This is a genomic window from Sphingobium sp. (genome assembly GCA_035196065.1).
GTDB lineage: Bacteria > Pseudomonadota > Alphaproteobacteria > Sphingomonadales > Sphingomonadaceae > Sphingorhabdus_B > Sphingorhabdus_B rara.
In genome coordinates this window covers 1,755,759-1,780,839 of sequence record CP136575.1, presented here as the reverse complement: position 1 = coordinate 1,780,839, position 25,081 = coordinate 1,755,759, and the positions used below count along the sequence as shown (strand labels likewise).

The 25,081-nt window shown below is 57.5% G+C and carries 28 protein-coding genes, 1 tRNA gene and 1 other RNA gene; 23 read left to right on the top strand and 7 right to left on the bottom strand.

From position 1 onward, the window contains the following. The first annotated feature begins 45 nt into the window (after positions 1-45). The 7 genes from RSE16_08550 to RSE16_08520 all read left to right on the top strand — a co-directional run bounded on the left by RSE16_08550 (position 46) and on the right by RSE16_08520 (position 7,129). Positions 46-1,389: a peptidylprolyl isomerase gene (locus RSE16_08550; protein WRH74775.1), complete on the top strand. Its 1,344-nt coding sequence runs from the start codon at positions 46-48 to the stop codon at positions 1,387-1,389. Further along, on the top strand, positions 1,389-2,411 hold the full coding sequence (gene pdxA, locus RSE16_08545) for a 4-hydroxythreonine-4-phosphate dehydrogenase PdxA (protein ID WRH74774.1): 1,023 nt from the start codon (positions 1,389-1,391) through the stop codon (positions 2,409-2,411). The genes RSE16_08550 and pdxA overlap by 1 nt, the downstream gene beginning before the upstream one ends. Next, a complete protein-coding gene (gene rsmA / locus RSE16_08540) occupies positions 2,408-3,232 on the top strand; it encodes a 16S rRNA (adenine(1518)-N(6)/adenine(1519)-N(6))-dimethyltransferase RsmA (protein WRH74773.1) in 825 nt (274 codons plus the stop codon). The genes pdxA and rsmA overlap by 4 nt, the downstream gene beginning before the upstream one ends. A gap of 79 nt (positions 3,233-3,311) precedes the next feature. After that, positions 3,312-4,523 carry a hydrolase gene (locus RSE16_08535; protein WRH74772.1) on the top strand — a complete coding sequence of 404 codons (1,212 nt, stop codon included), beginning with the start codon at positions 3,312-3,314 and terminating at the stop codon, positions 4,521-4,523. Continuing rightward, on the top strand, positions 4,520-5,551 hold the full coding sequence (locus RSE16_08530) for an arginine N-succinyltransferase (protein ID WRH74771.1): 1,032 nt from the start codon (positions 4,520-4,522) through the stop codon (positions 5,549-5,551). The genes RSE16_08535 and RSE16_08530 overlap by 4 nt, the downstream gene beginning before the upstream one ends. A 4-nt stretch (positions 5,552-5,555) precedes the next feature. Beyond that, positions 5,556-6,809, top strand: a complete 1,254-nt coding sequence (locus RSE16_08525) for an N-succinylarginine dihydrolase (GenBank protein WRH74770.1) — start codon at positions 5,556-5,558, stop codon at positions 6,807-6,809. A gap of 95 nt (positions 6,810-6,904) precedes the next feature. Further along, complete coding sequence (locus tag RSE16_08520) at positions 6,905-7,129, top strand: hypothetical protein (protein WRH74769.1); 225 nt, start codon at positions 6,905-6,907, stop codon at positions 7,127-7,129. Between the two features lie 90 nt (positions 7,130-7,219). Here RSE16_08520 and ssrA read toward each other — a convergent pair. The 4 genes from ssrA to RSE16_08500 form a co-directional block, all read right to left on the bottom strand. Beyond that, positions 7,220-7,599, bottom strand: a transfer-messenger RNA (tmRNA) gene (gene ssrA, locus RSE16_08515). A gap of 41 nt (positions 7,600-7,640) precedes the next feature. Then, positions 7,641-7,973 (bottom strand): 2Fe-2S iron-sulfur cluster-binding protein, encoded by a 333-nt coding sequence (locus tag RSE16_08510; GenBank protein ID WRH74768.1) that lies wholly within the window; start codon positions 7,971-7,973, stop codon positions 7,641-7,643. Continuing rightward, a complete protein-coding gene (locus RSE16_08505) occupies positions 7,970-9,022 on the bottom strand; it encodes a cysteine desulfurase family protein (protein ID WRH74767.1) in 1,053 nt (350 codons plus the stop codon). The genes RSE16_08510 and RSE16_08505 overlap by 4 nt, the downstream gene beginning before the upstream one ends. Next, positions 9,019-10,059, bottom strand: coding sequence for an aminotransferase class V-fold PLP-dependent enzyme (locus RSE16_08500; protein WRH77330.1), 1,041 nt, complete (start codon positions 10,057-10,059; stop codon positions 9,019-9,021). Before RSE16_08500 ends, RSE16_08505 begins: the two co-directional genes overlap by 4 nt. Positions 10,060-10,178: 119 nt before the next feature. On the opposite strand from RSE16_08500, the gene RSE16_08495 reads away from it, so the two are divergent. Further along, a complete protein-coding gene (locus RSE16_08495) occupies positions 10,179-10,835 on the top strand; it encodes an alpha/beta hydrolase (protein ID WRH74766.1) in 657 nt (218 codons plus the stop codon). A 34-nt stretch (positions 10,836-10,869) separates the two neighbouring features. On the opposite strand, the gene RSE16_08490 is transcribed toward RSE16_08495, so the two are convergent. Further along, positions 10,870-11,070 (bottom strand): hypothetical protein, encoded by a 201-nt coding sequence (locus tag RSE16_08490; GenBank protein ID WRH74765.1) that lies wholly within the window; start codon positions 11,068-11,070, stop codon positions 10,870-10,872. Positions 11,071-11,202: 132 nt separating this feature from the next. Between RSE16_08490 and rpiB the strand changes: the two genes are divergently transcribed. The 6 genes from rpiB to RSE16_08460 all read left to right on the top strand — a co-directional run bounded on the left by rpiB (position 11,203) and on the right by RSE16_08460 (position 14,907). Beyond that, a complete protein-coding gene (gene rpiB / locus RSE16_08485; protein ID WRH74764.1) occupies positions 11,203-11,655 on the top strand; it encodes a ribose 5-phosphate isomerase B in 453 nt (150 codons plus the stop codon). Further along, positions 11,652-12,956 carry a serine hydroxymethyltransferase gene (glyA, locus tag RSE16_08480; GenBank protein ID WRH74763.1) on the top strand — a complete coding sequence of 435 codons (1,305 nt, stop codon included), beginning with the start codon at positions 11,652-11,654 and terminating at the stop codon, positions 12,954-12,956. The genes rpiB and glyA overlap by 4 nt, the downstream gene beginning before the upstream one ends. 111 nt (positions 12,957-13,067) lie before the next feature. Next, complete coding sequence (locus RSE16_08475; GenBank protein ID WRH74762.1) at positions 13,068-13,376, top strand: hypothetical protein; 309 nt, start codon at positions 13,068-13,070, stop codon at positions 13,374-13,376. Then, entirely contained in the window at positions 13,376-13,837 is a 462-nt protein-coding gene (gene nrdR / locus RSE16_08470; GenBank protein ID WRH74761.1) for a transcriptional regulator NrdR, read from the top strand. The genes RSE16_08475 and nrdR overlap by 1 nt, the downstream gene beginning before the upstream one ends. Beyond that, positions 13,834-14,550, top strand: a complete 717-nt coding sequence (locus RSE16_08465; protein WRH74760.1) for an RNA methyltransferase — start codon at positions 13,834-13,836, stop codon at positions 14,548-14,550. Before nrdR ends, RSE16_08465 begins: the two co-directional genes overlap by 4 nt. Positions 14,551-14,622: 72 nt before the next feature. Then, positions 14,623-14,907, top strand: coding sequence for a hypothetical protein (locus tag RSE16_08460; GenBank protein WRH74759.1), 285 nt, complete (start codon positions 14,623-14,625; stop codon positions 14,905-14,907). Between the two features lie 22 nt (positions 14,908-14,929). Here RSE16_08460 and RSE16_08455 read toward each other — a convergent pair whose 3' ends face one another. Further along, on the bottom strand, positions 14,930-15,256 hold the full coding sequence (locus tag RSE16_08455; GenBank protein ID WRH74758.1) for a chorismate mutase: 327 nt from the start codon (positions 15,254-15,256) through the stop codon (positions 14,930-14,932). A gap of 139 nt (positions 15,257-15,395) precedes the next feature. Here RSE16_08455 and RSE16_08450 point away from each other — a divergent pair, with 139 nt between their 5' ends. Beyond that, positions 15,396-15,635 (top strand): hypothetical protein, encoded by a 240-nt coding sequence (locus tag RSE16_08450; protein WRH74757.1) that lies wholly within the window; start codon positions 15,396-15,398, stop codon positions 15,633-15,635. 169 nt (positions 15,636-15,804) lie between these two features. Continuing rightward, the gene (gene rpsD, locus RSE16_08445) at positions 15,805-16,419 is read left to right on the top strand and encodes a 30S ribosomal protein S4 (GenBank protein WRH74756.1); all 615 of its coding nucleotides are present in this window, start codon (positions 15,805-15,807) and stop codon (positions 16,417-16,419) included. Between the two features lie 56 nt (positions 16,420-16,475). Here rpsD and RSE16_08440 read toward each other — a convergent pair whose 3' ends face one another. Then, positions 16,476-18,437, bottom strand: a complete 1,962-nt coding sequence (locus RSE16_08440; GenBank protein WRH74755.1) for a S9 family peptidase — start codon at positions 18,435-18,437, stop codon at positions 16,476-16,478. A 193-nt stretch (positions 18,438-18,630) separates the two neighbouring features. Here RSE16_08440 and RSE16_08435 point away from each other — a divergent pair, with 193 nt between their 5' ends. The 7 genes from RSE16_08435 to RSE16_08405 all read left to right on the top strand — a co-directional run bounded on the left by RSE16_08435 (position 18,631) and on the right by RSE16_08405 (position 25,029). Beyond that, a complete protein-coding gene (locus tag RSE16_08435; protein WRH77329.1) occupies positions 18,631-20,313 on the top strand; it encodes a M28 family metallopeptidase in 1,683 nt (560 codons plus the stop codon). Between the two features lie 6 nt (positions 20,314-20,319). Then, positions 20,320-21,300: an agmatine deiminase family protein gene (locus RSE16_08430; GenBank protein ID WRH74754.1), complete on the top strand. Its 981-nt coding sequence runs from the start codon at positions 20,320-20,322 to the stop codon at positions 21,298-21,300. 68 nt (positions 21,301-21,368) lie between these two features. After that, positions 21,369-22,244, top strand: coding sequence for a methyltransferase (locus RSE16_08425; GenBank protein WRH74753.1), 876 nt, complete (start codon positions 21,369-21,371; stop codon positions 22,242-22,244). A gap of 94 nt (positions 22,245-22,338) precedes the next feature. After that, positions 22,339-23,205 (top strand): N-carbamoylputrescine amidase, encoded by an 867-nt coding sequence (gene aguB, locus RSE16_08420; protein WRH74752.1) that lies wholly within the window; start codon positions 22,339-22,341, stop codon positions 23,203-23,205. Beyond that, on the top strand, positions 23,202-23,720 hold the full coding sequence (folK, locus tag RSE16_08415; protein WRH74751.1) for a 2-amino-4-hydroxy-6-hydroxymethyldihydropteridine diphosphokinase: 519 nt from the start codon (positions 23,202-23,204) through the stop codon (positions 23,718-23,720). Before aguB ends, folK begins: the two co-directional genes overlap by 4 nt. A 41-nt stretch (positions 23,721-23,761) precedes the next feature. Next, positions 23,762-23,837: transfer RNA gene (locus RSE16_08410), tRNA-Lys, on the top strand. Between the two features lie 403 nt (positions 23,838-24,240). After that, entirely contained in the window at positions 24,241-25,029 is a 789-nt protein-coding gene (locus RSE16_08405) for a response regulator (protein WRH74750.1), read from the top strand. The last annotated feature ends 52 nt before the right edge of the window (positions 25,030-25,081 follow it).

Here is a 25,081-nt window from a genome sequence, read left to right as displayed (position 1 = left end):
CCCCCTAATCGGCGTGGCCTGTGCACGCCATCGTGGAAGTTGAAAATGAACATATTTACGCGTCTCGCATTGCTTACCTCGGCCTCAGCCGTGCTGGCGCTATCGCCGGCAAGCAGCCAGTCGGTTGCAGACGAATCACTTCCCTCCGCGTCGCTGGACATTCCCGGCGGCGGTCAATTGCTGGCAAAACCGAATGATCCCAATGTCCGCCGCGCGACAGCCGTTGTGAATGGCGAAATCATTACGGGTACCGATGTCGATCAGCGACTGGCGCTGATCCTGATGGCCAATGACGGCGAGTTACCGCCCGAGGAAGTCGCGCGTTTCCGCGTTCAGATCCTCTCCAACCTGATCGACGAAGCGCTGCAGATCCAGGAAGCGACTGCGAACGAAATCGAGGTCAGCGAGAATGAGGTTGATCAGTATTTCAATCGTGTCGCCGAACAGAATTTCCGTCGCCCGGTTGCGGAAACCGAAAAATATCTTTCGTCGCGCGGCTCGTCGATCGCGACGCTGAAACGACAGATCAAGGCAGAATTGGCTTGGAACCGCCTGCTTGGTCGCAATGTTCGCCCATTCATCAACGTCTCCGACGATGAAGTGAATGCAATCATTGAGCGGATAAACACGACCAAGGGCACTACCGAATATCGTCTCGGTGAAATCTATCTTTCGTCCACGCCTGAAAATCAGGAACAGGTGTTTGCCAACGCCCGCAAGATCCTTGAGGAAATCCAAAAGGGCGGCTCCTTCGTGGCCTATGCACGCCAATTCTCTGAAGCGTCGACGGCAGCCGTCGGCGGCGATCTGGGCTGGGTGCGGCTTGAACAGCTGCCGTCATCGCTGGCAACCGCTGCGGGCCAAATGTCGAGCAATGAAATTGTTGCCGTCCCTGCTCCCGGCGGTATCTCGCTCTTGCTGATGATCGACAAGCGTCAAGTCGCGACCAGCGATCCGCGCGATGCGACGCTCAGTCTAAAGCAGATCGCGATCAACTTCCCGGCAGGCACGAGCGAGGCGCAAGCCGGCCCGATCGTGAAGCGCTTCAACGAGGAAACCCAAAAAATCCGTGGCTGCGGAACTGCCGATGATATCGCCCGCACGCTGAACGCGGATGTCGTCAATCGCGACGGCATCAAGGTGCGCGACCTGCCAGGGCCGCTGCAACAGATCATGCTCGATCTGCAAATCGGCCAATCGACCCCGCCTTATGGATCGCTTGAAGACGGCGTGCGCGTGTTCGTTCTGTGCGGCCGCGATGCGCCCGAGATTACCAGCCAGGAATCGTTCGACGAGGTCATGTCGCGACTTGAGGACGAACGCATCAACAAGCGTGCACGCCTTTACCTGCGCGATCTTCGCCGTGATGCGATCATCGAATATAATTGATGGCATCGAACCTGACCGATCTTCCGCTGGCCATTTCGATCGGTGATCCTGCGGGGATCGGACCCGAAATCATTGCCAAGGCGTGGGAAGCGCGGAAACGTGAAAAACTCCCGCCGTTTTTCGCGATTGGCGATCTGGCCAGCATACCCCACCATTGGGATGTGCCCTTGGCGCGGATTGACAATCCCGATCAGGCAATCGAGCATTTCGGCACGGCGCTGCCCGTGTTCCACGTCCATAGCTGTGCAACAATCACCCCTGGTTCCCCTGATCTTGACGGTGCTCATTGTGCGTTGCAGGCACTGGAAACGGCAACAGGTTTTGCGCGTTCGGGAACCGTTGCGGCTGTAGTCACCGGGCCTGTATCGAAGGCCCAGCTCTATGCGATCGGCTTTGATTATCCCGGACAAACCGAATTTGTCGCCGAACGTTGCGGTGTCGAACGGCGCAACGCCGTGATGATGCTTGCCGGGCCAGACCTGCGTGTCGTTCCCATGACCACACATATACCGCTGGTCGATGTGGCCGGTCAGCTTGACATGCGCCTAATCCGACGCCGTATCCGCGCCACAGCCAAGGGCCTGAAACGCGATTTCGGCATTGCCAATCCGCGCCTCGCCGTTGCCGGGTTCAACCCGCATGCTGGTGAAATGGGCAATCTGGGCCGCGAAGAAATTGATATCTTTGAGCCGGCCATTGCCTCCATCGCCGAAGAAGGTTTTGACGTGGTCGGCCCGCTGCCTGCTGACACCATGTTCCATGCAGAGGCGCGCGGCCAATATGATGCCGCGCTTTGCGCCTATCATGATCAGGCATTGATCCCGTTGAAGACGCTCTATTTCCACGAAGCCGTCAACATCACGCTTGGCCTTCCCATCATCCGCACATCACCCGATCATGGCACCGCCTTTGCCATTGCGGGTAAGGGGCAGGCACGCCCCGATTCAATGATCGCCGCGATCCGTATGGCAGGTGAGGCCGCCGCGCATCGCATGGCATTTGCCGCCACCTGCCCGGCATGAGCGCCCCTGCACTGCCGCCCCTGCGCGAGGTTATCGCGAAACACGGGCTTTCGGCCAGCAAGGCATTGGGCCAGAATTTCCTGTTCGACGAACAATTGCTCGACCGGATTGCCGCCATTCCCGGATCACTCAAAGGCGAGCAGGTTTACGAAGTAGGTCCGGGACCCGGCGGACTGACACGCGCTCTGCTCCGAGCTGGCGCGATCGTTACCGCGGTCGAGCGTGACCGGCGGTGCCTGCCGGCGCTTGAGGAACTGTCATCGGCTTTTCCCGGCCAGTTGCGGGTGATCGAGGGCGATGCGATGAAGATCGACCCAGCGCAGGAAATCGGTGCGCCTTTCCATATCGCATCTAACCTGCCCTATAATGTCGGCACTGCGCTCGCGGTTGGCTGGCTCGGCAAGGAACAATGGCCACCTGCGTGGAAATCGCTGACGCTCATGTTTCAGCGCGAAGTGGCCGACCGCATTGTCGCAACCGCAGGCAGCGATGCCTATGGCCGTCTTGCGATCCTCGCCCAGTGGCGCAGCGTCGCCAGGATCGCGATGCCCGTTCATCGCAGCGCCTTTACACCTCCCCCCAAGGTCATGTCGGCCGTTGTCCATATTGTTCCCGATGCGCAAGCAGACGGCGTGCGCATGGCAACGCTTGAGGCATTGACGGCTGCAGCCTTTGGCCAGCGCCGCAAGATGCTGCGCCAAAGCCTGAAAGGGGTGTCGGGCGCGCTTGATGCACTGCGGACCGTCGGGATTGCCGAAGACCGGCGCCCCGAAACGCTTGCGCTTGATGAATGGATCAGCATCGCAAAAACGCTAGGATAAACGAGAACGACGCCCAGCGGTGATCGATTGGCAAGTGTTGAGGGTGGCTTTGCCAGCCAAATCTCGCTAAAGATATCAGATGAAACCGCTTTCCGCATCGCAACAGGCTGCGCTTGAAAGACCCGACCCTGATCGCATGCTGACCCAGGTACAGATCTGGTCGGAAATCAACAGCGGTACCGGCAATTTGCGCGGACTGGCGACCACAGCCAGCCTGCTGACCGACGCTTTTTCCTCGCTGCATGGCGATGTACAACTTTTCGATCCGGCACCTGTCGAGCGCGTCTTACCCGATGGCCACATCGTCGACGTCGAACATGGCCGGCATCTGGTAGCAACCGTTCGCCCTGAAGCGCCGATACAGCTATTGCTCACCGGTCACATGGACACAGTTTTTGCCGAGGACCATAGCTTTCAACAGCTTAGCTGGCTGGATGAAGGGGTACTCAACGGTCCCGGCGTTGCCGACATGAAGGGTGGTATTGCGGTAATGCTGGCCGCACTGTCGGCAGCCGAAACCGCGCCTGAATTCGCGTCCGTCGGTTATCAGGTCATAATCAACAGCGATGAGGAAACTGGATCTGCCTCGTCTGCTGATTTGATCCGTCGGCTGGCAAAGGGCAAGCTTGCGGCATTCACTTATGAACCCTCGGCCTTGCCTGATGGCACATTGGCTGGGGCTCGGCCGGGCAGCGGCAATTTCTCAATCATCGTAAAGGGCCGAAGCGCCCATGCCGGGCGCAACCCGCATGACGGGCGTAATGCCTTGCTAGCCGCAGCGGACCTCGCCCTGCGGCTGAAAGCGCTGACCCGCGAAGGGCTGACCGTCAATCCGGCGCGGATCGACGGCGGCAGCCCCAATAATGTCGTTCCCGAAAACGCCGTGCTGCGTGTCAATCTTCGTCCACACAGCCCGGAACTCGAACAGTTTGCATTGGCAGAAATCAGAGCGCTGATCACCGCAATTGAAGTCGAACATGACGTCGCCATCCACCTGCATGGCGGCTTCAACCGCCCACCCAAGCCATTGACTCCCGAGGCCGAACAGCTTTTCGGCCTGGTCAAGGCATGTGGTGAGGATCTGGGGCTGACCATAGGCTGGAAATCGACCGGCGGAGTGTGCGACGGCAACAATATAGCCGCATGTGGTATCCCCGTGGTCGACACCATGGGCGTGCGCGGTGGCAGCATTCACAGCAGCGACGAATATTTGATTACCGAAAGCCTGGTCGAACGGGCGCGACTTTCCGCGCTGACCTTTTTGCGGATCGCTGAAAAAGGGGGGTTATGAGTTTTCTTATCCGTCCGGCAATATTGTCGGATCTGCAACCCATGTACGAAATGGCCAAGCGCACCGGCGGGGGGTTCACCAACCTGCCGCCCGACCGCAAGGCGCTGACGGCGAAGCTTGAACGTTCGGCCGAAGGTTTTGCGCGCACCGGAGACGGGATTGGCGATGACCTTTTCGTGTTCATTCTCGAAAACCGGGAAACGCGCGAAGTGCGCGGCACCTGCCAGATATTCTCTGCCGTGGGACAGACTTGGCCCTTTTACAGCTATCGCATCGGGGCGTTGACGCAGCACAGTGTGGAACTCGAAAGGACGTTTCGAGCCGACATTCTGAACCTTTCCACCGATTTGGAAGGCGCAACCGAAGTGGGCGGCCTCTTCCTGCATCCAGGCGAGCGCTCCGGCGGACTAGGCATGCTGATCGCGCGCAGTCGTTATCTGTTCATCCGCAATCACCGCGCCCGTTTTGCCGACCGCACGCTCGCCGAACTGCGCGGCGTCATCGACGAGGCTGGTGGCTCCCCTTTCTGGGACGGCGTCGCCGGACGTTTCTTCGGGATGAACTTTCAGGATGCCGATGAATTCAATGCCAAGCATGGCAACCAGTTCATCGCCGACCTGATGCCCAAGCACCCGGTCTATATCGCGATGCTGCCCGAAAGCGCGAAAGCCGTGATCGGCGTCCCGCATCCTTCGGGCCGTGCCGCCATGCGGATGCTGGAGGAGGAAGGCTTTTCTTGGGAAAAATATGTCGACATTTTCGATGGCGGCCCAACCATGACAGTGCGCACCGACCAGATCCGAAGCGTGCGTGAAGCAAAGGATGTGGTGGTAACCGAGATCAGCGAGAAGCTGGGCGAGCATATTGATGGGGACAAGATGCTGGTAGCGGTTGGCGAACTTGCCAAGTTTCGCGCTGCCTATAGCTGGACCGAGGCGCGCGACGGCGGCGTCGCAATCGATGAGGTGAGCGCAGCGGTGCTCGGCCTGTCGGTCGGCGACACAATCACCCAGGTTCCGCGCTGGTAACGCCATGAGCCTTGTCGAGATCAATTTCGATGGCATCATTGGTCCGTCCCACAATTATGCGGGATTGAGCCCGGGCAACATCGCCTCAGCCAGTAATGCCGGCGCCATTTCGCAGCCGCGCGCCGCTGCCTTGCAAGGCATTGAGAAAATGCGGGCCAATCTGCGACTTGGCCTCGCACAGGGCTATTTCATGCCGCTCGACCGACCGAACCGTCAATGGCTGTCGGGGCTTTCGACCGATATGACGAATGCCGAACCGCATATCCGCGCCACCGCCTTTTCAGCGTCCGCAATGTGGGCGGCCAATGCGGCGACGGTTTCACCTGCACCCGATACCGCCGATGGCAAATGCCATCTGTCAGCCGCAAACCTCCTAACCATGGCGCATCGCAGCCATGAATGGGCGGGGACGCTGGCGCAACTCCGGCTTGCCTTCGCCGATGAGCGGCATTTTGCCGTGCACGCGCCGGTACCTTCGCCTTATGGCGATGAAGGCGCTGCCAATTTTATGCGGCTCTGCCCGTCGCATGGCGAGGCAGGGCTGGAAATCTTTGTCTATGGGAAATCGGGTGGCCCCTTCCCCGCGCGCCAGCATCTCGAGGCGTCGAAAGCCGTTGCGCGGGCGCACCGTCTTGATCCGGAGCGCACCCTCTTCATCCAGCAATCCGAAATCGCGATTGCCGCCGGGGCCTTCCACAATGATGTCGTTGCAGTGGCGAATGAACGTATTCTCTTCACCCATGAACAGGCGTTTGAAGAGCCAGAAGCCGCTTATAGGGTCATTCGGGATAAAATGCCCGAGATAGAGATTGTCATCGTACCGGCCGATAGAATCAGCCTTGCCGATGCTGTGCAAAGCTATTTGTTCAACGCCCAACTGGTGACGCTGCCGTCTGGCGAAATGGCATTGATTCTGCCAACCGAGGCGCAATCCAATCCCCGCGTCTGGGGTTGGCTGGAGGAGCATGTCGCCGGCAATGGCCCGATACGACGGCTCATCCCGGTAGACGTGCGTCAGTCAATGGCCAATGGCGGCGGGCCAGCCTGCCTGCGACTGCGCGTTGTCGCCGATCCCGCGACGGTCGACCCGCGCTTCATTGCCAACGAAGCGAAGCTGGACCGGATCGCAGATGTGGTAGCAAGCCACTGGCCTGAGGCGATAGCGCCCTCTGATCTTGGCAGACCGGAAATGGTCGAACAGGTCCAGGCTGCCCGGACGGCCTTGCTGAGCGCGTGCGATCTTTCCGAACTCGCCTGACTGTCGAAAGATTTTACAAACCGCGATGGCGTTAACCATCGAAGTGCGCGGCTTTGCTGAACTGGCATGGGCTTTGCCTATACCCGTGTTAACTTATGAAAAAAGTCGCACGCCTTTTCCAGATCAAGACCAAAGTGGAGGTCTTCCTCATCACCTACCCGCTCGCACTGGGTGCGGTAAAGCGGGGGCAGGAATATATGGTGCAATATCCCGGAAAGATCGGCTGGCTTTTCTTGGCACTGACCTGTGGCGCGGTGTTCCTCGCCTCTGCAAAGATGTTGCAGGCTGTCGAATTGCAGCAAATGTTTGGGCAGGAATAGCCCCCCGATTCTCGTTTCCGGAAAGCCGTCGCCTGACGCGTTGGGCAACCGGAAAACCGGTTTCAGCTATTCTGTGACAATGTTCGGAAAGGTAGGGGGTTTCTGTTGCCCGGCACCCCCCAAGCCGCTGTAACCTTTCTGTTGCCCGGCCGGTTCGGCCGCGTTCTTTTAGAATAATTCTAGACCGTGAGGCCCGAAATTATGCTGCGAGAGCAAGTGCTTCGTTATCGTTGGCACTTATGAGTTTTGAGCCTTGAACGGGTTACTCAGCCCGAGCGAAAACATTGTTTTTCAACACACGTCGATCCTAGTTCGGCCCCGTCATTTTCCCCGATTTCACGAGGAAAGTGGTGGAGCCGCCGGGTACCGCCCCCGGGTCCGCTGCATCTATTACACAAGGCAGTTTATCGCCATAGCCGGGCGAACCCGGCAAAATCCTATATAGGCGATTTTTGCTGAATGGGAAGTGAAGGTACGAGATATTCCCTCGTCCTTGCTCCTGCCGGCAGGATCAGACGCCTTGCATATTCCGGCTCTCCGCCGGGATATGCACCGTAAGGCCGTCCAAATCTTCGCTCAGGTCGATCTGGCAGGACAGCCGGCTTGTCCGGCGCGCACCACTGGCAAGATCGAGCATATCCTCCTCATCGTCGCTCGCGGGGGACAGCTTGTCGAACCACACCTTATCGATGATCACATGGCAGGTTGAACAAGCCATATGCCCCTCACATGTCCCTTCGAGAGGCTGGCCAGCATTTTGTGCCAATTCGAGCAGATTGTCGCCGGGCTTGGCGTCGACCGTCTGGGTCGTCTCGCCATCCGGACTGATGAAATGCACTTTCACGCCAATTGCCTTTCCGCTGCGACGTTGATCATTTCAGCCGCGCGTTCAATCTCTTCGATGCTTGTATAGCGACCCCAGCCGAGCCGAATAGAGGATTTCGCCTGTGCATCGGACAACCCGATCGCACGGAGCACATGACTGGGTCGGCCCGATCCGCTGGCGCAGGCGCTGCCGGCGGAAAACAGCACTTCGCGGCATTCACTCATCAACCGGCCGACATCAAGACCGTCGCGGCGGATGTTGAGATTGCCCTTATAGCGCTGCGTAGTTGAGCCATTGACCGTCCATTTGGCGAACAGTTCGCACGCCCGGCCCCAAAGTCCTTCGACATGCGCCCAGTCTTCATCCATCCGCTCTTTAGCGAGCATTGCCGCTGCACCAAAGCCGATACAGAGCGCAGGCGACAAGGTGCCCGATCTCAGCCCCTGTTCTTGCCCGCCGCCATGGATCAGTGGTTCAAGCCTTACCCCGTCACGCACCCAAAGCGCGCCAATGCCTTTTGGACCGTGGATCTTGTGGGCAGAAATCGCGATCATGTCTGCCCCATCGGGAATTTGCATCCGGCCAAAGCCCTGCACGGCATCACATAATAGCAGGCCGCCATCCGCATGCACTGTTGACGCGATTTCAGCGATGGGCTGGATGGTGCCGATCTCATTGTTGACAAGCATCGCCACCGCCAGACCGCGATTGTGCACCGGCGTAGCCATGTACATGCCATCATTTCTTACGGGATCAATGTCGCCCCCTGACAGCGCAACACAGTCGAGCACTGCCGCATGTTCGGTTGCATAGGCCGACACAGGAAGCCCGCTGCCCTTGATCGCAAGATTAATCGCTTCGGTCGCGCCGCTAGTGAAGATTAGCTTGCCACCTTTTGGAAGTAACGCCGCCACTTGCGTCCGCGCCGCCTCAACCGCTGCAGCAGCCTTTCGCCCTCCGGCATGCGCGCTGTGCGGGTTCCAAAAATTCTCTTTCAGCCAGGGTTCCATCGCCGCAAAAACTTCTGGCGCCATTTGTGTGGTCGCCTGATAGTCGAGATAGATCATGCTGTGAGTGCCCGATTTCGGATTGTGACCCATGCGGCCACAAAACGATCAATATCAGCTTCCGACGTCTGCGGACCGAAACTGACGCGTACCACCTCACTTGCCGCCTTTGCATCCCAGCCCATCGCGCCAAGCACATGGCTCGTCTTGAGCGTTCCCGACGAACAGGCGCTGCCTGCCGAAACAGCTATGCCGGCAAGATCAAAAGAGATGAGCTGGCTCGATGCCGAAATCCCCGGCATCCGGTAGCTGCCGATCGTGCCGAGCCGCGGCGCAGTCGCAGCGACAACCTGCCCACCTGCGGCCAGAATTGCCGCATCAAGTTTCGCACGCAATTGTTGCACTGCATCCATCCAGCCAAAGCCAGCCTCAAGCGCTGCCGCAAGTCCTAGAATCGCAGGCAGATTTTCCGTTCCGCGCCGATAACCTTTTTCCTGGCCGCCACTCGGATGCAGAAGGGAAAGATCACGGAGCAGCAACGCCCCCAGCCCCGGCGGTCCGCCAAGCTTGTGCGCCGACAAGATGATCAGGTCAGCATCGGGCAGCGGCAGTTTCCCTGCACCCTGCGAGCAATCGGCGACCAACAGCCCGCCGCCTTCGCGAATGATCTTACCCAATTCGGCCAGTGGCTGGATCATACCGGTTTCATTATTGACCTGTTGAATGGCGTAGCGTCGGCCCTTTGCGATGGTATCTAACTGCACCATTCCATCGGCATCGACCCCGATATGCGGCCCATCGCCGACAGCGGCCAGCACGGCATCATGTTCGACCGCGCTTGCAACGGCATCAAATCCCTTGAGCGCAAGCGCGATCGCCTCGCTCGCGCCGCTGGTGAACAATATCTCGCCATCCCAATCCAGTGCCGTCGCGACACGCGCACGCGCCTGTTCAAGCGCCGCGCGCGCTGCCCGGCCTTCGCTATGCGGACTCGACGGGTTGGCCCACATCTCCAGCGCGCCAGCCATTGCATCACGCGCTGCGGGGACCAGCGGAGTGGTCGCTGCATGATCGAGATAGATACGGTCAGGCCCCATAACGCGCGTTGACACCCATGGCAGTTGCGAAAATCGCATTCGCTTCTATATAGCAGGTCGACCGCTGCCTAGCCCGAAGGGTGAGGCTGCCTTATGATTCCTCTGTTTAGAAACATCTTATGCCCGCCATTGCAATTCCCGGCCCAGAAGGCCGTATCGAAGCCCGTTTCTCTCCGCCGCCGCGCCCACGGGCTCCAGTGGCCATGATTTTGCATCCGCATCCGCAGGCCGGCGGCACGATGAACGACCGGATTACGCAGGCGATGTATAAAACATTTGTCGCGCGTGGCTTTGCAACGATCCGCTTCAATTTCCGCGGTGTTGGCCGCAGCGAAGGTGAATTTGACAATGGCATTGGCGAATTGTCTGACGCTGCAGCTGCGCTGGATTGGGTGCAGGCCTTCCATCCCGAAGCCAGCTCGACCTGGATTGCAGGCTTCAGCTTTGGTGCGTGGATCGGCATGCAGCTTTTGATGCGCCGCCCGGAAGTGCGTGGTTTCATCTCGGTGTCACCGCCCGCCAATATGTATGATTTCAGCTTCCTTGCACCCTGCCCCTCGTCCGGGATCATCATCCATGGCACGCAAGACGAGGTGGTTTCGCCCAACTCGGTCCAGAAGTTGGTCGACAAGCTACGCACGCAAAAGCACATCACCATCCACCATGATGAAATTCCGCGTGCCAACCATTTCTACGAAAATGAAATGGACCTGCTGATGGCGTCGGTGGACAATTATCTCGATATGCGGCTTGATCCGGCCTGCCCCATCAAGTGATCCTGTAAAGCGGCTGTCCCTATGTGGACAGCCCTTAACCATTCTTGCTATTCACAAGTGTTTGCCCGGCCTCGTCAGGCACGATCCAGATCGCGACATTCGCAAACAGGACCAGCGCGGCCGCAATCATCAGCCATACTTTCTGGCCCAGCCCTTCGCGCTGCCAAAGACGCCAAGCACCCCAGATCAGGGCGAAGCCCCCAAGCATTGCAACAGATAGAAATGCACTGGTCATACTACTTGCGATAAAAGCTGTGGAAGGCTGCGGTCAAGCCGCGAAATCACCCAGATTTGCAATGGCCTTTTGGGCCGACCTATCCTAAAGCGCGGCCATTCCGAGTCACAAGACATTATAAGGGCCGGCGAGATGCGCATTGCCATTGCTTCCGATCATGCGGCTGTCGCACTGAAAGCGGCGCTGGTGGCGTATCTTGAAGCGTCAGGGCATGACGTCTCCGACCTTGGCCCGGCCGATGAAAGTTCGGTCGATTACCCCGATTATGGCTATAAACTCGCAGACGCGATTGCCATTGGCGCAGCTGACCGCGGCGTTGCTCTGTGCGGATCAGGCATTGGCATTTCCATCGCGGTAAACCGCAATCCAGCCTGCCGCGCAGCGCTGGTTTCCGAACCGCTCTCGGCCAAATTGGCGCGCGAACACAATGACGCGAACGTGATCGCTATGGGCGCCCGCCTTACCGGCATAGACATGGCCAAGGCCTGCCTTGACGCCTTTCTTTCAACCGATTTCGGCGGCGATCGCCATGCCCGCCGCGTCGGAAAGCTTTCCAACCCTCCCATGCCCAAGGAATCCGCATGACCAGCGCTGCTGCCAATGACGTCCAGACCAACGGTTTTTTCACCGAGAGCCTTAGCCAGCGTGACCCGGAAATTGCCGGTTGGATTGCAAAGGAGCTTGGGCGTCAGCAAGACAAGATTGAACTGATCGCATCGGAGAACATCACCTCAAAAGCGGTGCTGGAGGCGACAGGATCAATCCTGACCAACAAATATGCCGAAGGCTATCCCGGCAAGCGCTATTATGGCGGTTGCGAATATGTCGATGAGATAGAGACGATCGCGATCGAACGGGCCAAGCAGTTGTTCGGGTGCGAATTCGCCAATGTGCAGCCCAATTCGGGAAGCCAGATGAATCAGGCAGTGTTCCTTGCGCTGCTGCAACCGGGCGACACCTTCATGGGCCTTGACCTTGCTGCAGGCGGGCACCTTACGCACGGTTCGCCCGTGAACATGAGCGGCAAGTGGTTCAATCCAGTGGCCTATGGCGTGCGGCGCGATACCCATCAGATCGATCTTGACGAAGTCGCCAAAACAGCGCGTGAGCACAAGCCGAAGCTGATCATCGCAGGCGGCACTGCTTACTCGCGCACCTGGGACTGGGCTGCCTTCCGCCAGATCGCCGATGAAATTGGCGCCTATCTGCTGGTCGACATGTCCCATATTTCCGGCTTGGTGGCAGGCGGCGCGCATGCATCGCCGATCCCGCATGCACATGTCGTGACATCAACGACGCACAAATCACTTCGCGGCCCTCGTTCGGGTATCATCCTGTCGAACGACGAGGCGCTGGCGAAGAAGTTCAACTCGGCAATCTTCCCCGGCCTGCAAGGAGGCCCGATGATGCATGTTATTGCAGCCAAGGCGGTCTGCTTTGCAGAAGCGATGCGCCCGGAGTTCAAAAGCTATGCCGCCAGCGTCGTCGAAAACGCCCGCGCGCTCGCGGCTTCGCTTCAGGAACAGGGACTCGATATTGTCTCGGGCGGCACCGACAACCACTCGATGCTCGTCGATCTCCGTCCAAAGGAAGCCAAGGGCAAGCATGCTGAACATGCGCTCGACCGTGCGTCGATCACCTGCAACAAAAATGCGATCCCCTATGATCCTGAAAAGCCCTTTGTTACGTCGGGTCTGCGGCTTGGCACCCCTGCGGGTACGACCCGCGGTTTCGGCCCAGCCGAATTCCGCGAAGTTGGCCGCATGATCGCCGACGTCGTCGAAGGACTGCGCAAAAATGGCGAAGCCGGCGACGGCCAAATCGAAGCACGCGTCAAGGAAGAAGCCGAAGCGCTTTGCGCGCGCTTTCCGATTTATCCGGGCTAAGCTAAGATCGCACTTGAAACGGGTTGGTGACTTACTCATCTAATACACAGATGAAGGGAGGATATGATGTCCCAAACCTGTAACGAGTGCGCCGCCGAGATTAGCGACGGCATGAAATTTTGTCCCGGGTGCGGTGCAAAAACACCGGAAAGGTTGGCTGAGGAAAGCATCCCCAACCAAGCCAAACATTATGTCGGTGAAGCCGCAGAGGAATTGTGGGGGGCGACGAAAGACGCCTATCACAAGGGCAAGCACCTTGCCGATGCAGACAGTGCGAAAAAGGTTGCCGGTGGTGCTGCCTTGGGTGCTGCCGCCGCGCTTATCGCCCCGATAGGGATCGTCACCGGCGCGGCAATCGGCGCCGGAATTGTCGCATATCGGCATATGAACAAGAAAAAGAACCAAGAAAAAGAGAGATAATGCGCTGCCCTTTTTGCGGACATGACGACAGCCAAGTCAAAGACAGCCGGCCAACCGAAGACGGGGCATCGATCCGTCGTCGTCGCCAGTGCGAGGGCTGTGGAGCAAGGTTCACAACGTTTGAACGCATCCAGCTTCGCGAGTTGACCGTATTGAAAAGCGAAGGTCGACGCGAACCGTTCGACCGTGAAAAGCTTGAGCGGTCGGTGTCGATCGCATGTCGCAAACGTCCGGTTGATACCGTCCGGATCGACAAGCTGGTATCAGGCATCCAGCGCCAGTTGGAAACGTTGGGCGATAGTGAAATCGAATCCGCGCGCATCGGGCAGTTCGTGATGGAAGGTCTCAAGGCGCTTGATACTGTTGCCTATATCCGCTTTGCCAGCGTCTATAAGGAATTCGCCGAAGCTCGGGATTTCGAGGAATTTGCAGGTGCCGTAGCCGAAGCCGCGAAGAAATGACGCAGCCGCCCATTATCATTCTCGTCCGCCCGCAACTGGGCGAGAATATCGGCAAGGCTGCCCGCGCCATGCTCAATTTCGGGCTGACCGAGTTACGCCTTGTGGCACCACGCGACGGGTGGCCCAACCCAGATTCCGGTCCGGCGGCGGCAGGCGCGGATATCGTGCTTGAAAAGGCTGAAGTCTTTGAAACACTCGCCGATGCGACCGCCGATGTTGCGAACATTTATGCAACCACGGTGCGCAAGCGCGGGGTAACAAAGCCTGTTTTGACGCCGGAGGAAGCGGCCAACGAGATCGTTGTCGCACCGGGGCATAGCGCTATTCTTTTCGGGGCCGAACGGTCGGGGCTGGAAACCGACGATGTTGCGGTTGCCCGCTCGATCATAACCGTTCCAATCAATCCGGAATTCGGGTCGCTCAACCTCGCCCAGGCAGTAATCCTTTGCGCCTATGAATGGTCAAAACACCAGAATCTAGCGAGCCCGCCCAAGGTCGATCTTGATCCCCCTGCCCCTCAGGTCGAACTTGACGGAATGATCGGCCACCTTTTTGGTCTGCTGGAAGAACGCGAGTTTTTCTTCCCGCCTGAACGCACGCAGGTAACGCAGCGCACTTTGCGCAACCTTTTGACAAAGCCCGCCTGGAACAGCCTTGAAGTTCGCACCTTGCGCGGGGTTCTGACATGCCTAGAGGATCGCCGTAGGCCGTAAGCGCTTTACGATTCAGACTTGCTCGCATCCCATTTCCTCCTATCCCGCCTCTTTCCTCTTGGAGAATTCCGAATGCCCGTGATTGAAACTATCGCCCTGTTGCTGCTGACCCCTGCCGCTGCGCCTGCGGCCGATGCTGCAGAGGCAGCGCCCACCATGGCGGCAGCGCCTCAAGCGAAAGCCAAAGCGAAAAAGATCTGCAAGAATGACCCGCGGAGGACCGGGACGCGCATTTCCAAGCGCATCTGTAAGACCGAAGAAGAATGGAACACGCCGGAAGACGGTCAGGAAATCGGTGTGCGTTCGCAAACCAGTCGCGCGGATATGGAAAATGTAGGCGGTATGGGCCAACCCTGAGGCCGGCCGATCTGCGGTTCAATCAACCGCGCAGGGCATCCCAGCGATCATATTCATACGCAATCGAACCTTCGACCAGCGTTTCCCACATTGCAGCAATAACGTCCTGCGGGATACGAAGGTCGAGCGCGGCGCGGCGCGCATTAGCAATCACCTGGGCCTTGCGAACCTCGTCCCGCACGCTGTTGCGATCATCTTTTATACGAGCTGCAGCACTCATATAAGCGAAGCGACGGGCAAGCAACGCAACGATTTCTGCATCAAGTTGATCAACGCCGGCGCGTACTTCCGCCATGGTCATGCAGTGGGCAGGATCTTTGGCCATTTCAGGGACGGATTGTGCTGTCATGGGCCGCGTCCTTAGGCCCTCAGCAGCTGACTGTCGAGCCTTGGAGGCCTCTATCCTGTTGCTGTTCGTCGAAACAGGCTATCAGAAGAGGCATCGATCGGATACCGATCCAGTAAATTTGAGAATGACGGAGATTTAAATGATATTGTCCTTGGCGAGCGCCTTGTTGCTTATGCAGGCTGCCCCAGCAGCTGTAGATGGCGCTGCTGCATCTGCCGATGCCGACAAAAAGATCTGCAAACGCGAAAAGCAGATCGGATCTTTGGTCCGTGCGAAGAAAATCTGCCGCACTAAGGCAGAATGGGATGCTGCCGAGGCGCAGGCCCGGCAGGATGTTGGCGAAATCCAGCGGACCACACGTGCACCGGCCAACGGCTGACCGCTACACCGCGATAGCAATCGCTTGACTTTCGGGGCAACGCCGTTAATGGCGCGACCTTCGCAATTGACCCTGCACTTCCGGTGAAGCAGGTGTCCGGTGCCCATATCCGGGTATCGCGCGGTTCCGGGAACATGAATGTAACGCAATTGAAAGGACTTTGACCCTCATGTCGAAGCGTCAGAATTCGAAGTATAAAATCGACCGTCGCCTTGGTGAAAATATCTGGGGCCGCCCTAAATCACCGGTGAACCGCCGCGAATATGGCCCGGGCCAGCATGGTCAGCGCCGCAAGGGCAAGATTTCCGACTATGGCCTGCAGCTGCGCGCAAAGCAGAAGCTGAAGGGCTATTATGGCGACATCACTGAAAAGCAGTTCAAGCGCGCCTATCAGGAAGCAAACCGCATGAAGGGTGACACCAGCCAGAACCTAATCGGTCTGCTGGAACGCCGCCTCGACATGATCGTATATCGTGCAAAATTTGCTCCGACGATCTTCGCTGCGCGCCAGATCGTGAGCCACGGCCACATCCGCGTCAATGGCGTGAAGTGCAACATTGCAAGCCGCCAGATCGATGCCGGCGATGTGATCAGTCTTGGTAACAAGGCGAAGGAAATGGCTCTCGTTATCGAAGCCCAGGGCCTCGCCGAACGTGACATTCCCGATTATGTCAGCCCCGATGGCAACGACAAGATCACCTTCACGCGCGTTCCGACGCTCGACGAAGTGCCCTATCCGGTAAAGATGGAACCCAATCTGGTCGTCGAATTCTATTCGCGCTGATCGGTTTGATCAAAGTTACGAAAAGGCGGCCACTGGCCGCCTTTTTTGTTGGTTCCTTACAGCCCTAAAGCGGCCGACAAAAAGGCTGCACTTTTCGTCAGCATGTCCGCCCTTGCCGCGCTGTCATGCAACCCATGGTCGAGCTTTGGATAAATTGTCAATTCGACGGGTTTTCCCTCGGCCTTCAACTGCTCGGCCATGTATCGCGACTGAAACACCGCAACATTCAGATCGAGGTCGCCATGGAAGAGCACCACCGGAGCCTTGAACTTGTTCGCATTCCGCGCCGGTGAGCCTTCCGAGATATGCGGACCACTGCCAATAAAGTCACGCACAACCCGGTAGTTGGAATAGCCCAGATTTTCGTCCTTCAACTTGCCCAAATCGGTCACGGGCGCGATTGCGACTATGGCCTTGAAAAGGTCGGGATCCAACACGGCGGACTGCAAGGCGGCATAGCCCCCATAGGACCAGCCGACAATTGCCAGCTTGCTGGGATCCGCTATCCCCTGCTCCACCAACCATCGGCCGCTGTCGTTCACGTCACCGATAGCTGTCCGCCAACTCTGAAATCCATTGTCCTGATACCATTGGTCGCCATAACCGCTCGAACCGCGGTAATTGGGCTGCAGCACTGCAAAACCCTTTTGCACGAAAAACTGTGCAAGCCAGTCAAAACCCCATTCATCGCGGGAACTGGGGCCGCCATGCGGCATGACAATGGCAGGCAATTTTTTCCCGAGAGCGTTTGCCGGTACCGTCAGATAGGCGGGAATTAACGTCCCGTCGGCGGCAGTAACCGTCACGGACTTCACATCGGCCAACGCATATTTTTCCAGATCTGGTCTTGCAGACACAAGCGGCCTGATTTCGTTCGTTGTCCGGTTGAAGTGATAATAGACGCCAGGGTTGGTGTCGCTCCAGGTGCCCACGACCATTTTGCTGCCATCGGCGCTCGCGCCAGCAAAGCTCACCTGTGCAGCCCCCGGCAATGCCTTCGTCAAGGACCTGCCAATCTTCGTCAGCACAGGATCGAAATAAACGGCCATACGGCGGTCAGTTGCAAAGCTGAACCCCACGATTTGCTTGCGCCTTCCGAGCATGATCAGGCCATCTACATCCACATCGTCGCGCGCATTAACCAGCGTTTTTGCAAGACCAGCGTCCAATTTCATCTTGTAAAGTGCCTGCCGACCACCGGTCTTTTCAAAACCATATGCGACATTCTCTGCAGGATCGACAGCGACCGGAAGGAAACCGCTATCATCGTTATAATCATATTCACCAAGCGGCTGCCAATCGCTGCCGTCTGCGGCACGATACTGAAAGCGGCGGCGACCGCTGTCATAGCCGCCATCTTGAATCATCGTTGACATGATGCGGACGTTTCCCAGTCCGTCGCTAATGTAATCCATTGCCAAACGGCTGGGTTTGACCACTCTTTTGCTCGACAGGCGCAAGGTGTCGATCCGGTCAACGCCATAACCATCTTCGTCCTTCGAAATCATGGTTCCAGTGGCCGATTCAGGAACATACTCGCGCCCCATCAACACCGCCCCATCGTCGCCCGGAAGCAAGTCGATCAGAGCTCCGCCAAAATAGGAGAATCGTTCCGCATTCTGGCCTTGTCGCTTGCTCAACATCTTGAGTTCCGAACCATCGGCATTGACGGCTATCAGCCGACTTGCCCCAAAACGCTCTCCTGCCACTTCCGAAACCGCATAAATCAAGCAAACCAGCCTGACGTCGGACACCCATTCGCAATTGTTAAGCCGTTCGGGGTCGCCGCTGGCCGCAAGGACTGCAACTGGCGTACCATCACCGGAAAGATCCACAGTATAGAGCCGGTTGCCTTGGCCACTCGCGGGTTCAATATAAGCTATTTTGTTGCCATTGGGCGAAAGCGAAATGTCTTCAATGCCCTCACGCTTACCAAATGCCTTTGCCATATCGTCTGCTTGCGCCATCGCGCCACACGACAATAGGCACAGTGTGATTGCCAAAGAAATTTTCATCATTCGACGTCCCTTCATGACTGTCTTCAGACTGACGGAATCGGCGCGGCAAGCAACAATGATTTCCATATGTAACAGGCGACCAAGAACCGTTGCCGGACCGCAACCGCGGAGGGAGACTCCCCACCCACAGATTTCATTTGAGCCTCCCTGCCCGCTCTGGCAGAAGCCCGGCAACTAAGAATTGGAGAAGATGATGCGCCTGTTGACGCTTACCCTGGTTTCTGCCCTGGCCCTTTCGGGCTGCAAGCCAGTCGATGGCCCATCCGCTGCCGGCCTTCCGCAAGTTTCGGTGCCCGAAATGTCCGAAGCGACAATGAAGGATATCACCCGCACGCTGTCGTCCGATGCCTTTGAAGGTCGGGCTCCCGGAACCGCCGGCGAAGACAAGACGGTCGCGCTGATGATCGAGAAGTTCAAGGCGGCGGGGCTTTCGCCGGGCAACCCGTCGAGCAGCAAGGATGGCGGCTGGACGCAGGATGTCCCGCTTGTCGAGATTGCTGGCGCCAACTTCTCTCCGCTGACGGTCAGCGGCAAGAATGGCAAGACGCTGAGCTTTACCTATGGCGATCAGTTTGTCGCCGGCAGCTACCGCGAACAGCCGCGCATTGACATCAAGGACAGCGATGTCGTCTTTGTCGGCTATGGCATAAACGCCCCTGAAAAAGGCTGGAACGATTATGCCGGTGTCGACGTGAAGGGGAAAACCGTCCTCATCCTCGTCAATGACCCTGATTTCGAAAGCACAGGCCTTGAAGGCCCCTTTGGCGGCAAGGCGATGACCTATTATGGCCGGTGGACCTACAAGTTCGAGGAAGCCGCCCGTCAGGGAGCAGCGGCGGCGTTAATCGTTCATGATACCGCACCTGCCGCTTATGGTTGGAATGTCGTCAATTCCAGCTGGACCGGCCCGCAATTCCTTGCCCAGTCAAAGGATGGCGGCGCAAGCCAGACCGAAGCCAATGGCTGGGTTCAAAAGGATATCGCTGCGCAGATCATGGCCGCAGGTGGACAGGATCTGGAAAAAGCCATGGCAGCGGCCAAGCAAAAAGGCTTCAAAGCCGTTCCGTTGGGCCTGAAAGCTGGCATGAGTTTTGAGAATAGCATCTCCAAAAAGAACAGCCGCAACATCGTCGGCATATTGAAGGGCGCAAAGCGGCCTGACGAATATGTCCTCTACAGCGCGCATTGGGACCATCTGGGCCGCTGTACACCCAAGGATGGCGACGAAATCTGCAACGGTGCAGTCGATAATGCCACTGGCACCGCCGCGCTGGTCGCGCTGGCCGAGGCCTTCCAGAAAGGCGGCGCCCCCGACCGCAGCGTGATCTTCCTAGCCGTAACCGCCGAGGAATCAGGGCTGTTGGGTTCAAAATATTATGCCGAAAACCCGATCTACCCGCTCGCGCGGACGGTTGGCGGCGTGAATATGGATGCCTTTTCGATGACCGGGCCGGCAAAGAACCTGACGGTCATCGGCATGGGCAAGTCGCAACTTGACGATTATTTGAATGCCGCCGCCAAGATCGAAGGCCGCACGCCAGATCGCGAACCAACGCCGGAAAAGGGTTTCTATTACCGCTCCGACCATTTCAGTTTCGCCAAGCTGGGCGTACCCATGGTCTATTTCGAAGGCGGCGACGATTTGGTGAAGGGCGGTCGCGCCGCAGGGGAAGCCGCAGCGAAGGATTATGAAGCCAATCGCTACCACGGCCCGGCCGACGAGTTTGACGAAAATTGGGACTGGTCGGGCGTAATGGCCGATTTACGGCTTTATTACCGCGTCGGCCGGATGCTGGCGATGACCGACGCCTGGCCCAATTGGGTTGAGGGTGACGAGTTCCGTGCCATTCGCGACAAGAGCCGGGCAGGAAAGTAGTATTCCATGACCATTCGCATGCTCGCTGAATGGGCTCCGCACGAAGGCGTCTGGATCGGCTTCCCGTCTGATCCCGATGCCTGGGGCGAGCCTTTGGCAGCAGCCCAAAAGCAAATCGCGGCCTTTGCCAATGCGGTGCATGATGGCGGCAGCGGGGAACGCGTGCACCTGATTGCCAAGGGCGCGACGGCAACGGGCATCGCCCGCGCACTGGTCGACGATGGTGTCGTCATAGAAGACAGACTGATCGGTGATGTCTGGCTGCGCGATACAGGCTGCATCATTGTTGGCTCGGGTGCAGACCGGATCGCCCGCAATTTCGGTTTCAACGGCTGGGGCAACCGTTTCCGTTATGAAGGCGATCAGACCATCGGCGCCGAACTGGCGCGCGCGGCTGGCCTGACAATCAGCACCTGCGACTGGATATTGGAAGGCGGATCGATTGACGTCGATGGCGCAGGCCTTGCGGTGACCACCGCGGATTGCCTGTTGAACCCCAATCGCAACCCCGCGCTCGATCAAAAAGCTATCGAAGAACGGCTTGCCCGCGACCTCGGCATTGAACGCTTGCTGTGGCTCGGTGATGGCCTCGCCAATGATCACACCGATGGCCATATCGATAATCTTGCCCGCTTCGTCGGCCCCAACCATCTGGTGATCCCCGAGGCGCGCGATAGTAATGATCCGAACGCCGAAGTCTTCGTCGATGCGCGGGCGCGGGCCGAAGCCTTTGGCTGCCGCGTGACACCCCTGCCCTCAGTCGGCAGGTTCGAGCAAGATGGCGAAGCGGTCCCGGCCAGCTATATGAACTTTTACATCGGCAACAGTGCTGTCGTCGTTCCAATTTATGGCAGCCGCCATGATGAAGACGCGTTGGCCGCACTCGAACCACTTTTCCCCGGACGAAAGATCGTTGGCGTGCGTGCAGATGCCGTGTTGACCGGCGGCGGCAGTTTCCACTGTTCAAGCCAGCAACTGCCAGCCTGACCCTATTGGCAATCTGCCATAGGCAGCCCATATTGCGGCTTCCCTGTTGAAACGAGAGGACCTTCCCGATGAAAAAGACGATATGGCTTGCCGCTGCGGCGGCAACATTGCTTGGTAGCGGCGTCTACGCCCATGATCATGGCAATGCCAAAGGCAAGGACTCCGCCGCCCATGCGCAAATGCACAAGGCGCACCAACAACGCCTCGGCCAGATCTTGGCAGACCCTTCGCGTGCCGAAGACGCAAAGCGTGACAAATATCGCCACCCTGCCGAAACACTCGAATTCTTCCGTGTTCATCCCGATCACAAGATCGGCGAATATGCACCTGGCGGCGAATGGGTATCGCGCCTGCTCGGTCGTTATGTCGATGGCCCCGGCAAGCTGGTCGGCCTCTATTTCAATCCGGCAGGCTTTGCGGATCCCAAGCGGCAGGAAGGCATTAAGGCAGGCGCGGCCAGCTATGCCGCCGATGTTGCGAAGGTAACCGGACGCCCGGCGACCGATTATTCCGCTTTCACACTGGGTGATATTCCCGAAGGCCAGAAAGGCACATTCGACCGCATCCTGATCATGCGGATGATGCACAATATCAACCGCTGGAACATTGCTGATTCCGAACTGAAGGCGATGCGCGAACTGCTGAGGGACGACGGCCTTGTTGGCATCGAACAGCACCGCGCAAAGGCCGATGCACCATATAGCTACACCGATGGCGGCAAAGGCTATATGCGCGAAGCCGATGTCATCAAGATGATGGAAATCAACGGCTTTGAACTGGTCGGCAAAAGCGAAGTGAACGCCAACCCAAAGGACAGTGCCGACTGGCCAGATGGCGTGTGGACCTTGCCCCCGGTGCTTGCCAAAAAGGATGTCGATCGCGCAAAATATGAGGCGATTGGCGAAACCGACCGGATGACCCTGCTGTTCAAAAAGCGGCTTTGATCTAAAATGGCAGGGCTGGCCTTGTCAGCTCTGCCGCCCCCTTTATTGACAATCAGCATTGCCGCGCGTTCGGACGTGCGGCTATAGGCAGGCCATGACCCGTTCTATCTCCGTCGCGGCATTGCAGCTGCCCCTTATGGCCAGCGAGGCTGAAAACATTGATGCTGTCGCCGGCCTGGTTGAACAGGCGGCACATGAAGGCGCGCAGATCATCCTGCCGCCCGAATTATTCTCTGGCCCTTATTTCTGCAAAACACAGGAAGAAGCCCATTTTGCGCTCGCTCGCCCAACGCTTGAGCATCCTTCGGTTCAGGCAATGGCGAAATTGGCGAAAAAGTTGGGTGTCGCCATCCCCACCAGTTTTTTCGAACGGGATGGTTCGCATTTCTACAACACCATCGCGATGATCGACGCCAATGGCGACATTCTGGGCACCTATCGCAAAAGCCATATTCCCGACGGTCCAGGCTATCAGGAAAAATATTATTTCCGCCCCGGCAACAAGGGGTTCAAAGTGTGGGACGTTTTTGGCACTCGCATCGGTGTCGGCATCTGCTGGGATCAATGGTATCCCGAATGTGCGCGTTCAATGGCCCTGATGGGTGCAGAAATGCTCCTTTATCCCACCGCAATCGGAGCAGAGCCGCAAGACGCTACGCTGGATACAAGGCATATGTGGCGGCGTGCAATGGTTGGCCATGCAGTTTCGAATTGCATGCCGGTGATTGCCGCCAACCGCGTCGGCGCAGAGGCTGATCATGGCGGCTCTGCACAGAAATTCTATGGCACCAGCTTCATCGCCAATGAATGGGGCGATATTGTCTGCGATCTTGATGACAGCGAAACCGGGCTGTTGGTCGCCAGTTTTGATCTCGACCAGGCCCGGTTGCACCGTGCCTCTATGGGCTTTTTCCGTGATCGCAGGCCGCAGCTTTACGGGCGGCTGGTGGAGGATATTTGAAACCGTCACTCTATCTGATTGGTATTGGATCCAACCAGCGCTACCCGCTTGCCGGTGATCCCCGACGCATCGTTGCCGCCGCGATCGAGGCGCTGGAAATGCCTGAAATTGACGTATTTGCCGACTCCCGCGTCATCACCAGTGCACCTTTGGGACCTTCCGCAAGGCGTTACGCCAATGCCGCAATACTCGTCTCATCGCCGCTTTCTCCGTCCGACATGCTCGACAGGCTGCATGCGGTCGAACAGCATTTCGGGCGTGACCGACGCGGCGCACGCTGGCGGGCGCGCACCCTTGATCTCGATATCCTTGCATGGTCCGAAGGCATGTGGGTATCGGATTCGCCTGCCCTTGCCATACCGCACCCCGCGTTGCGCTATCGCACCTTCGCACTGGGACCGGCGGCAGAAATTGCCCCCACTTGGCGCGATCCAGTGACCGGGCTGACACTGCGGCAACTTTTTCATCGCCTTACCCGTCCCAAGCCGCTTGACCGCCGTCAAGCAGCACATTAGGGGGAGCGCTCCAAACCGCGCGGAACGATCCGCGCAGTGATGGGCCGTTAGCTCAGTCGGTAGAGCAACTGACTTTTAATCAGTAGGTCGCTGGTTCGAATCCAGCACGGCTCACCATATTTCTTATCGGTTTATGGTATTCAATGGGCGGCGCTAAGGCTTCGACGAAGCCGTGCGGCTTGGGGTTATCCCACATGCCGATCGGCCGGCCGGCACCCGGGCAACCCGCGCGCCATCACTATAGCGCAGTGGCGCCGAAGCCCAAATAAATTCAAATCGAAAGTAATTATAGCCATTTTGAAAAATAAAAGGCTATTTTTATAAACTATCGATCTATGGTATGTTTCAAAAAAAAGACATAGGAGAACGCCAAGTTTACCCTCCCTGCGGAAAATGAAAAAATATTCTGTTCAATAGGTAAATAAAATTTCAGTTCATTCTTTTTCAAAATAAAAACAATGAACTCATGTTGAGATATTTGTTTTATTTTTGACATTATTTGGATGCAAGGGAGCCGCTTTTGAAAAAAAATCGCGATGAACTGCCTCCCCGGCCGCAAATCGAACGCATACCGGATTCGATTCGTTGGTCGTTACTAGATACGACCCGCTGCGGTCAGCGTGGCTATTTGCGGCCATGCCAATCCGAGGATTTGAACCAGACGGCAGACTCGGCATTTCCGATGACGCCGATCTGCGCAACGGCATCAGAAGCTGTCCTGATTGTGGATGATGAACCGGACTTGCGAACACATCTGACCGATCTGGTTGCATCGCTGGGCTATCAGGCTCTGGCCTGTGGATCCGCAACTGAACTGCAGGAAAAGGCGCAGAGGTTCCAGAGTGGATGCATTCTTCTTGATATCAAATTGCCGGGGCTCGACGGCTTGGCCATCCAGGAATGGCTGACGAGCGCGAGCATCAAACTGCCTGTAATCTTCATTTCCGGAACCAGTGACATTGGCACCGTCGTGCAGGGGATGAAGGCAGGTGCGATCGACTTCCTGCAAAAGCCGATTTCGGAGATGGCGCTTCGACGCGCGATAAACCGCGGCATAGCCCAATCGCGCAAATATTTTTGCCACAGCGAGAGCGCCAAAATGGTGAAGGCGGCAATCGCAGGCCTGACGCCTACCGAGCTTTACGTCGCCCGGATAATTTCAAAGGGATATCCCACGAAATTAATTGCCGGTGAAATGGGACGAAGCGAAAATACTATAAAAATACATAGAAGCCGGATTTTTAATAAACTTAAGATAAACTCTGCCGCCAGTTTGGCAAATTTGCTTAATCATGCCGATGCAATATGAAAAATGTAATTTTGCAGTTGATTTAAGATGAAATATCTCAATTTCAGAATGC

Coding starts and splice junctions, on each gene's coding strand:
- RSE16_08550 (WRH74775.1), top strand. CDS start 46: ATGAACATATTTACGCGTCTCGCATTGCTTACCTCGGCCTCAGCCGTG.
- pdxA (WRH74774.1), top strand. CDS start 1,389: ATGGCATCGAACCTGACCGATCTTCCGCTGGCCATTTCGATCGGTGAT.
- rsmA (WRH74773.1), top strand. CDS start 2,408: ATGAGCGCCCCTGCACTGCCGCCCCTGCGCGAGGTTATCGCGAAACAC.
- RSE16_08535 (WRH74772.1), top strand. CDS start 3,312: ATGAAACCGCTTTCCGCATCGCAACAGGCTGCGCTTGAAAGACCCGAC.
- RSE16_08530 (WRH74771.1), top strand. CDS start 4,520: ATGAGTTTTCTTATCCGTCCGGCAATATTGTCGGATCTGCAACCCATG.
- RSE16_08525 (WRH74770.1), top strand. CDS start 5,556: ATGAGCCTTGTCGAGATCAATTTCGATGGCATCATTGGTCCGTCCCAC.
- RSE16_08520 (WRH74769.1), top strand. CDS start 6,905: ATGAAAAAAGTCGCACGCCTTTTCCAGATCAAGACCAAAGTGGAGGTC.
- RSE16_08505 (WRH74767.1), bottom strand. CDS start 9,022: ATGATCTATCTCGACTATCAGGCGACCACACAAATGGCGCCAGAAGTT.
- RSE16_08500 (WRH77330.1), bottom strand. CDS start 10,059: ATGGGGCCTGACCGTATCTATCTCGATCATGCAGCGACCACTCCGCTG.
- RSE16_08495 (WRH74766.1), top strand. CDS start 10,179: ATGCCCGCCATTGCAATTCCCGGCCCAGAAGGCCGTATCGAAGCCCGT.
- RSE16_08490 (WRH74765.1), bottom strand. CDS start 11,070: ATGACCAGTGCATTTCTATCTGTTGCAATGCTTGGGGGCTTCGCCCTG.
- rpiB (WRH74764.1), top strand. CDS start 11,203: ATGCGCATTGCCATTGCTTCCGATCATGCGGCTGTCGCACTGAAAGCG.
- glyA (WRH74763.1), top strand. CDS start 11,652: ATGACCAGCGCTGCTGCCAATGACGTCCAGACCAACGGTTTTTTCACC.
- RSE16_08475 (WRH74762.1), top strand. CDS start 13,068: ATGAAATTTTGTCCCGGGTGCGGTGCAAAAACACCGGAAAGGTTGGCT.
- nrdR (WRH74761.1), top strand. CDS start 13,376: ATGCGCTGCCCTTTTTGCGGACATGACGACAGCCAAGTCAAAGACAGC.
- RSE16_08465 (WRH74760.1), top strand. CDS start 13,834: ATGACGCAGCCGCCCATTATCATTCTCGTCCGCCCGCAACTGGGCGAG.
- RSE16_08460 (WRH74759.1), top strand. CDS start 14,623: ATGCCCGTGATTGAAACTATCGCCCTGTTGCTGCTGACCCCTGCCGCT.
- RSE16_08455 (WRH74758.1), bottom strand. CDS start 15,256: ATGACAGCACAATCCGTCCCTGAAATGGCCAAAGATCCTGCCCACTGC.
- RSE16_08450 (WRH74757.1), top strand. CDS start 15,396: ATGATATTGTCCTTGGCGAGCGCCTTGTTGCTTATGCAGGCTGCCCCA.
- rpsD (WRH74756.1), top strand. CDS start 15,805: ATGTCGAAGCGTCAGAATTCGAAGTATAAAATCGACCGTCGCCTTGGT.
- RSE16_08440 (WRH74755.1), bottom strand. CDS start 18,437: ATGATGAAAATTTCTTTGGCAATCACACTGTGCCTATTGTCGTGTGGC.
- RSE16_08435 (WRH77329.1), top strand. CDS start 18,631: ATGCGCCTGTTGACGCTTACCCTGGTTTCTGCCCTGGCCCTTTCGGGC.
- RSE16_08430 (WRH74754.1), top strand. CDS start 20,320: ATGACCATTCGCATGCTCGCTGAATGGGCTCCGCACGAAGGCGTCTGG.
- RSE16_08425 (WRH74753.1), top strand. CDS start 21,369: ATGAAAAAGACGATATGGCTTGCCGCTGCGGCGGCAACATTGCTTGGT.
- aguB (WRH74752.1), top strand. CDS start 22,339: ATGACCCGTTCTATCTCCGTCGCGGCATTGCAGCTGCCCCTTATGGCC.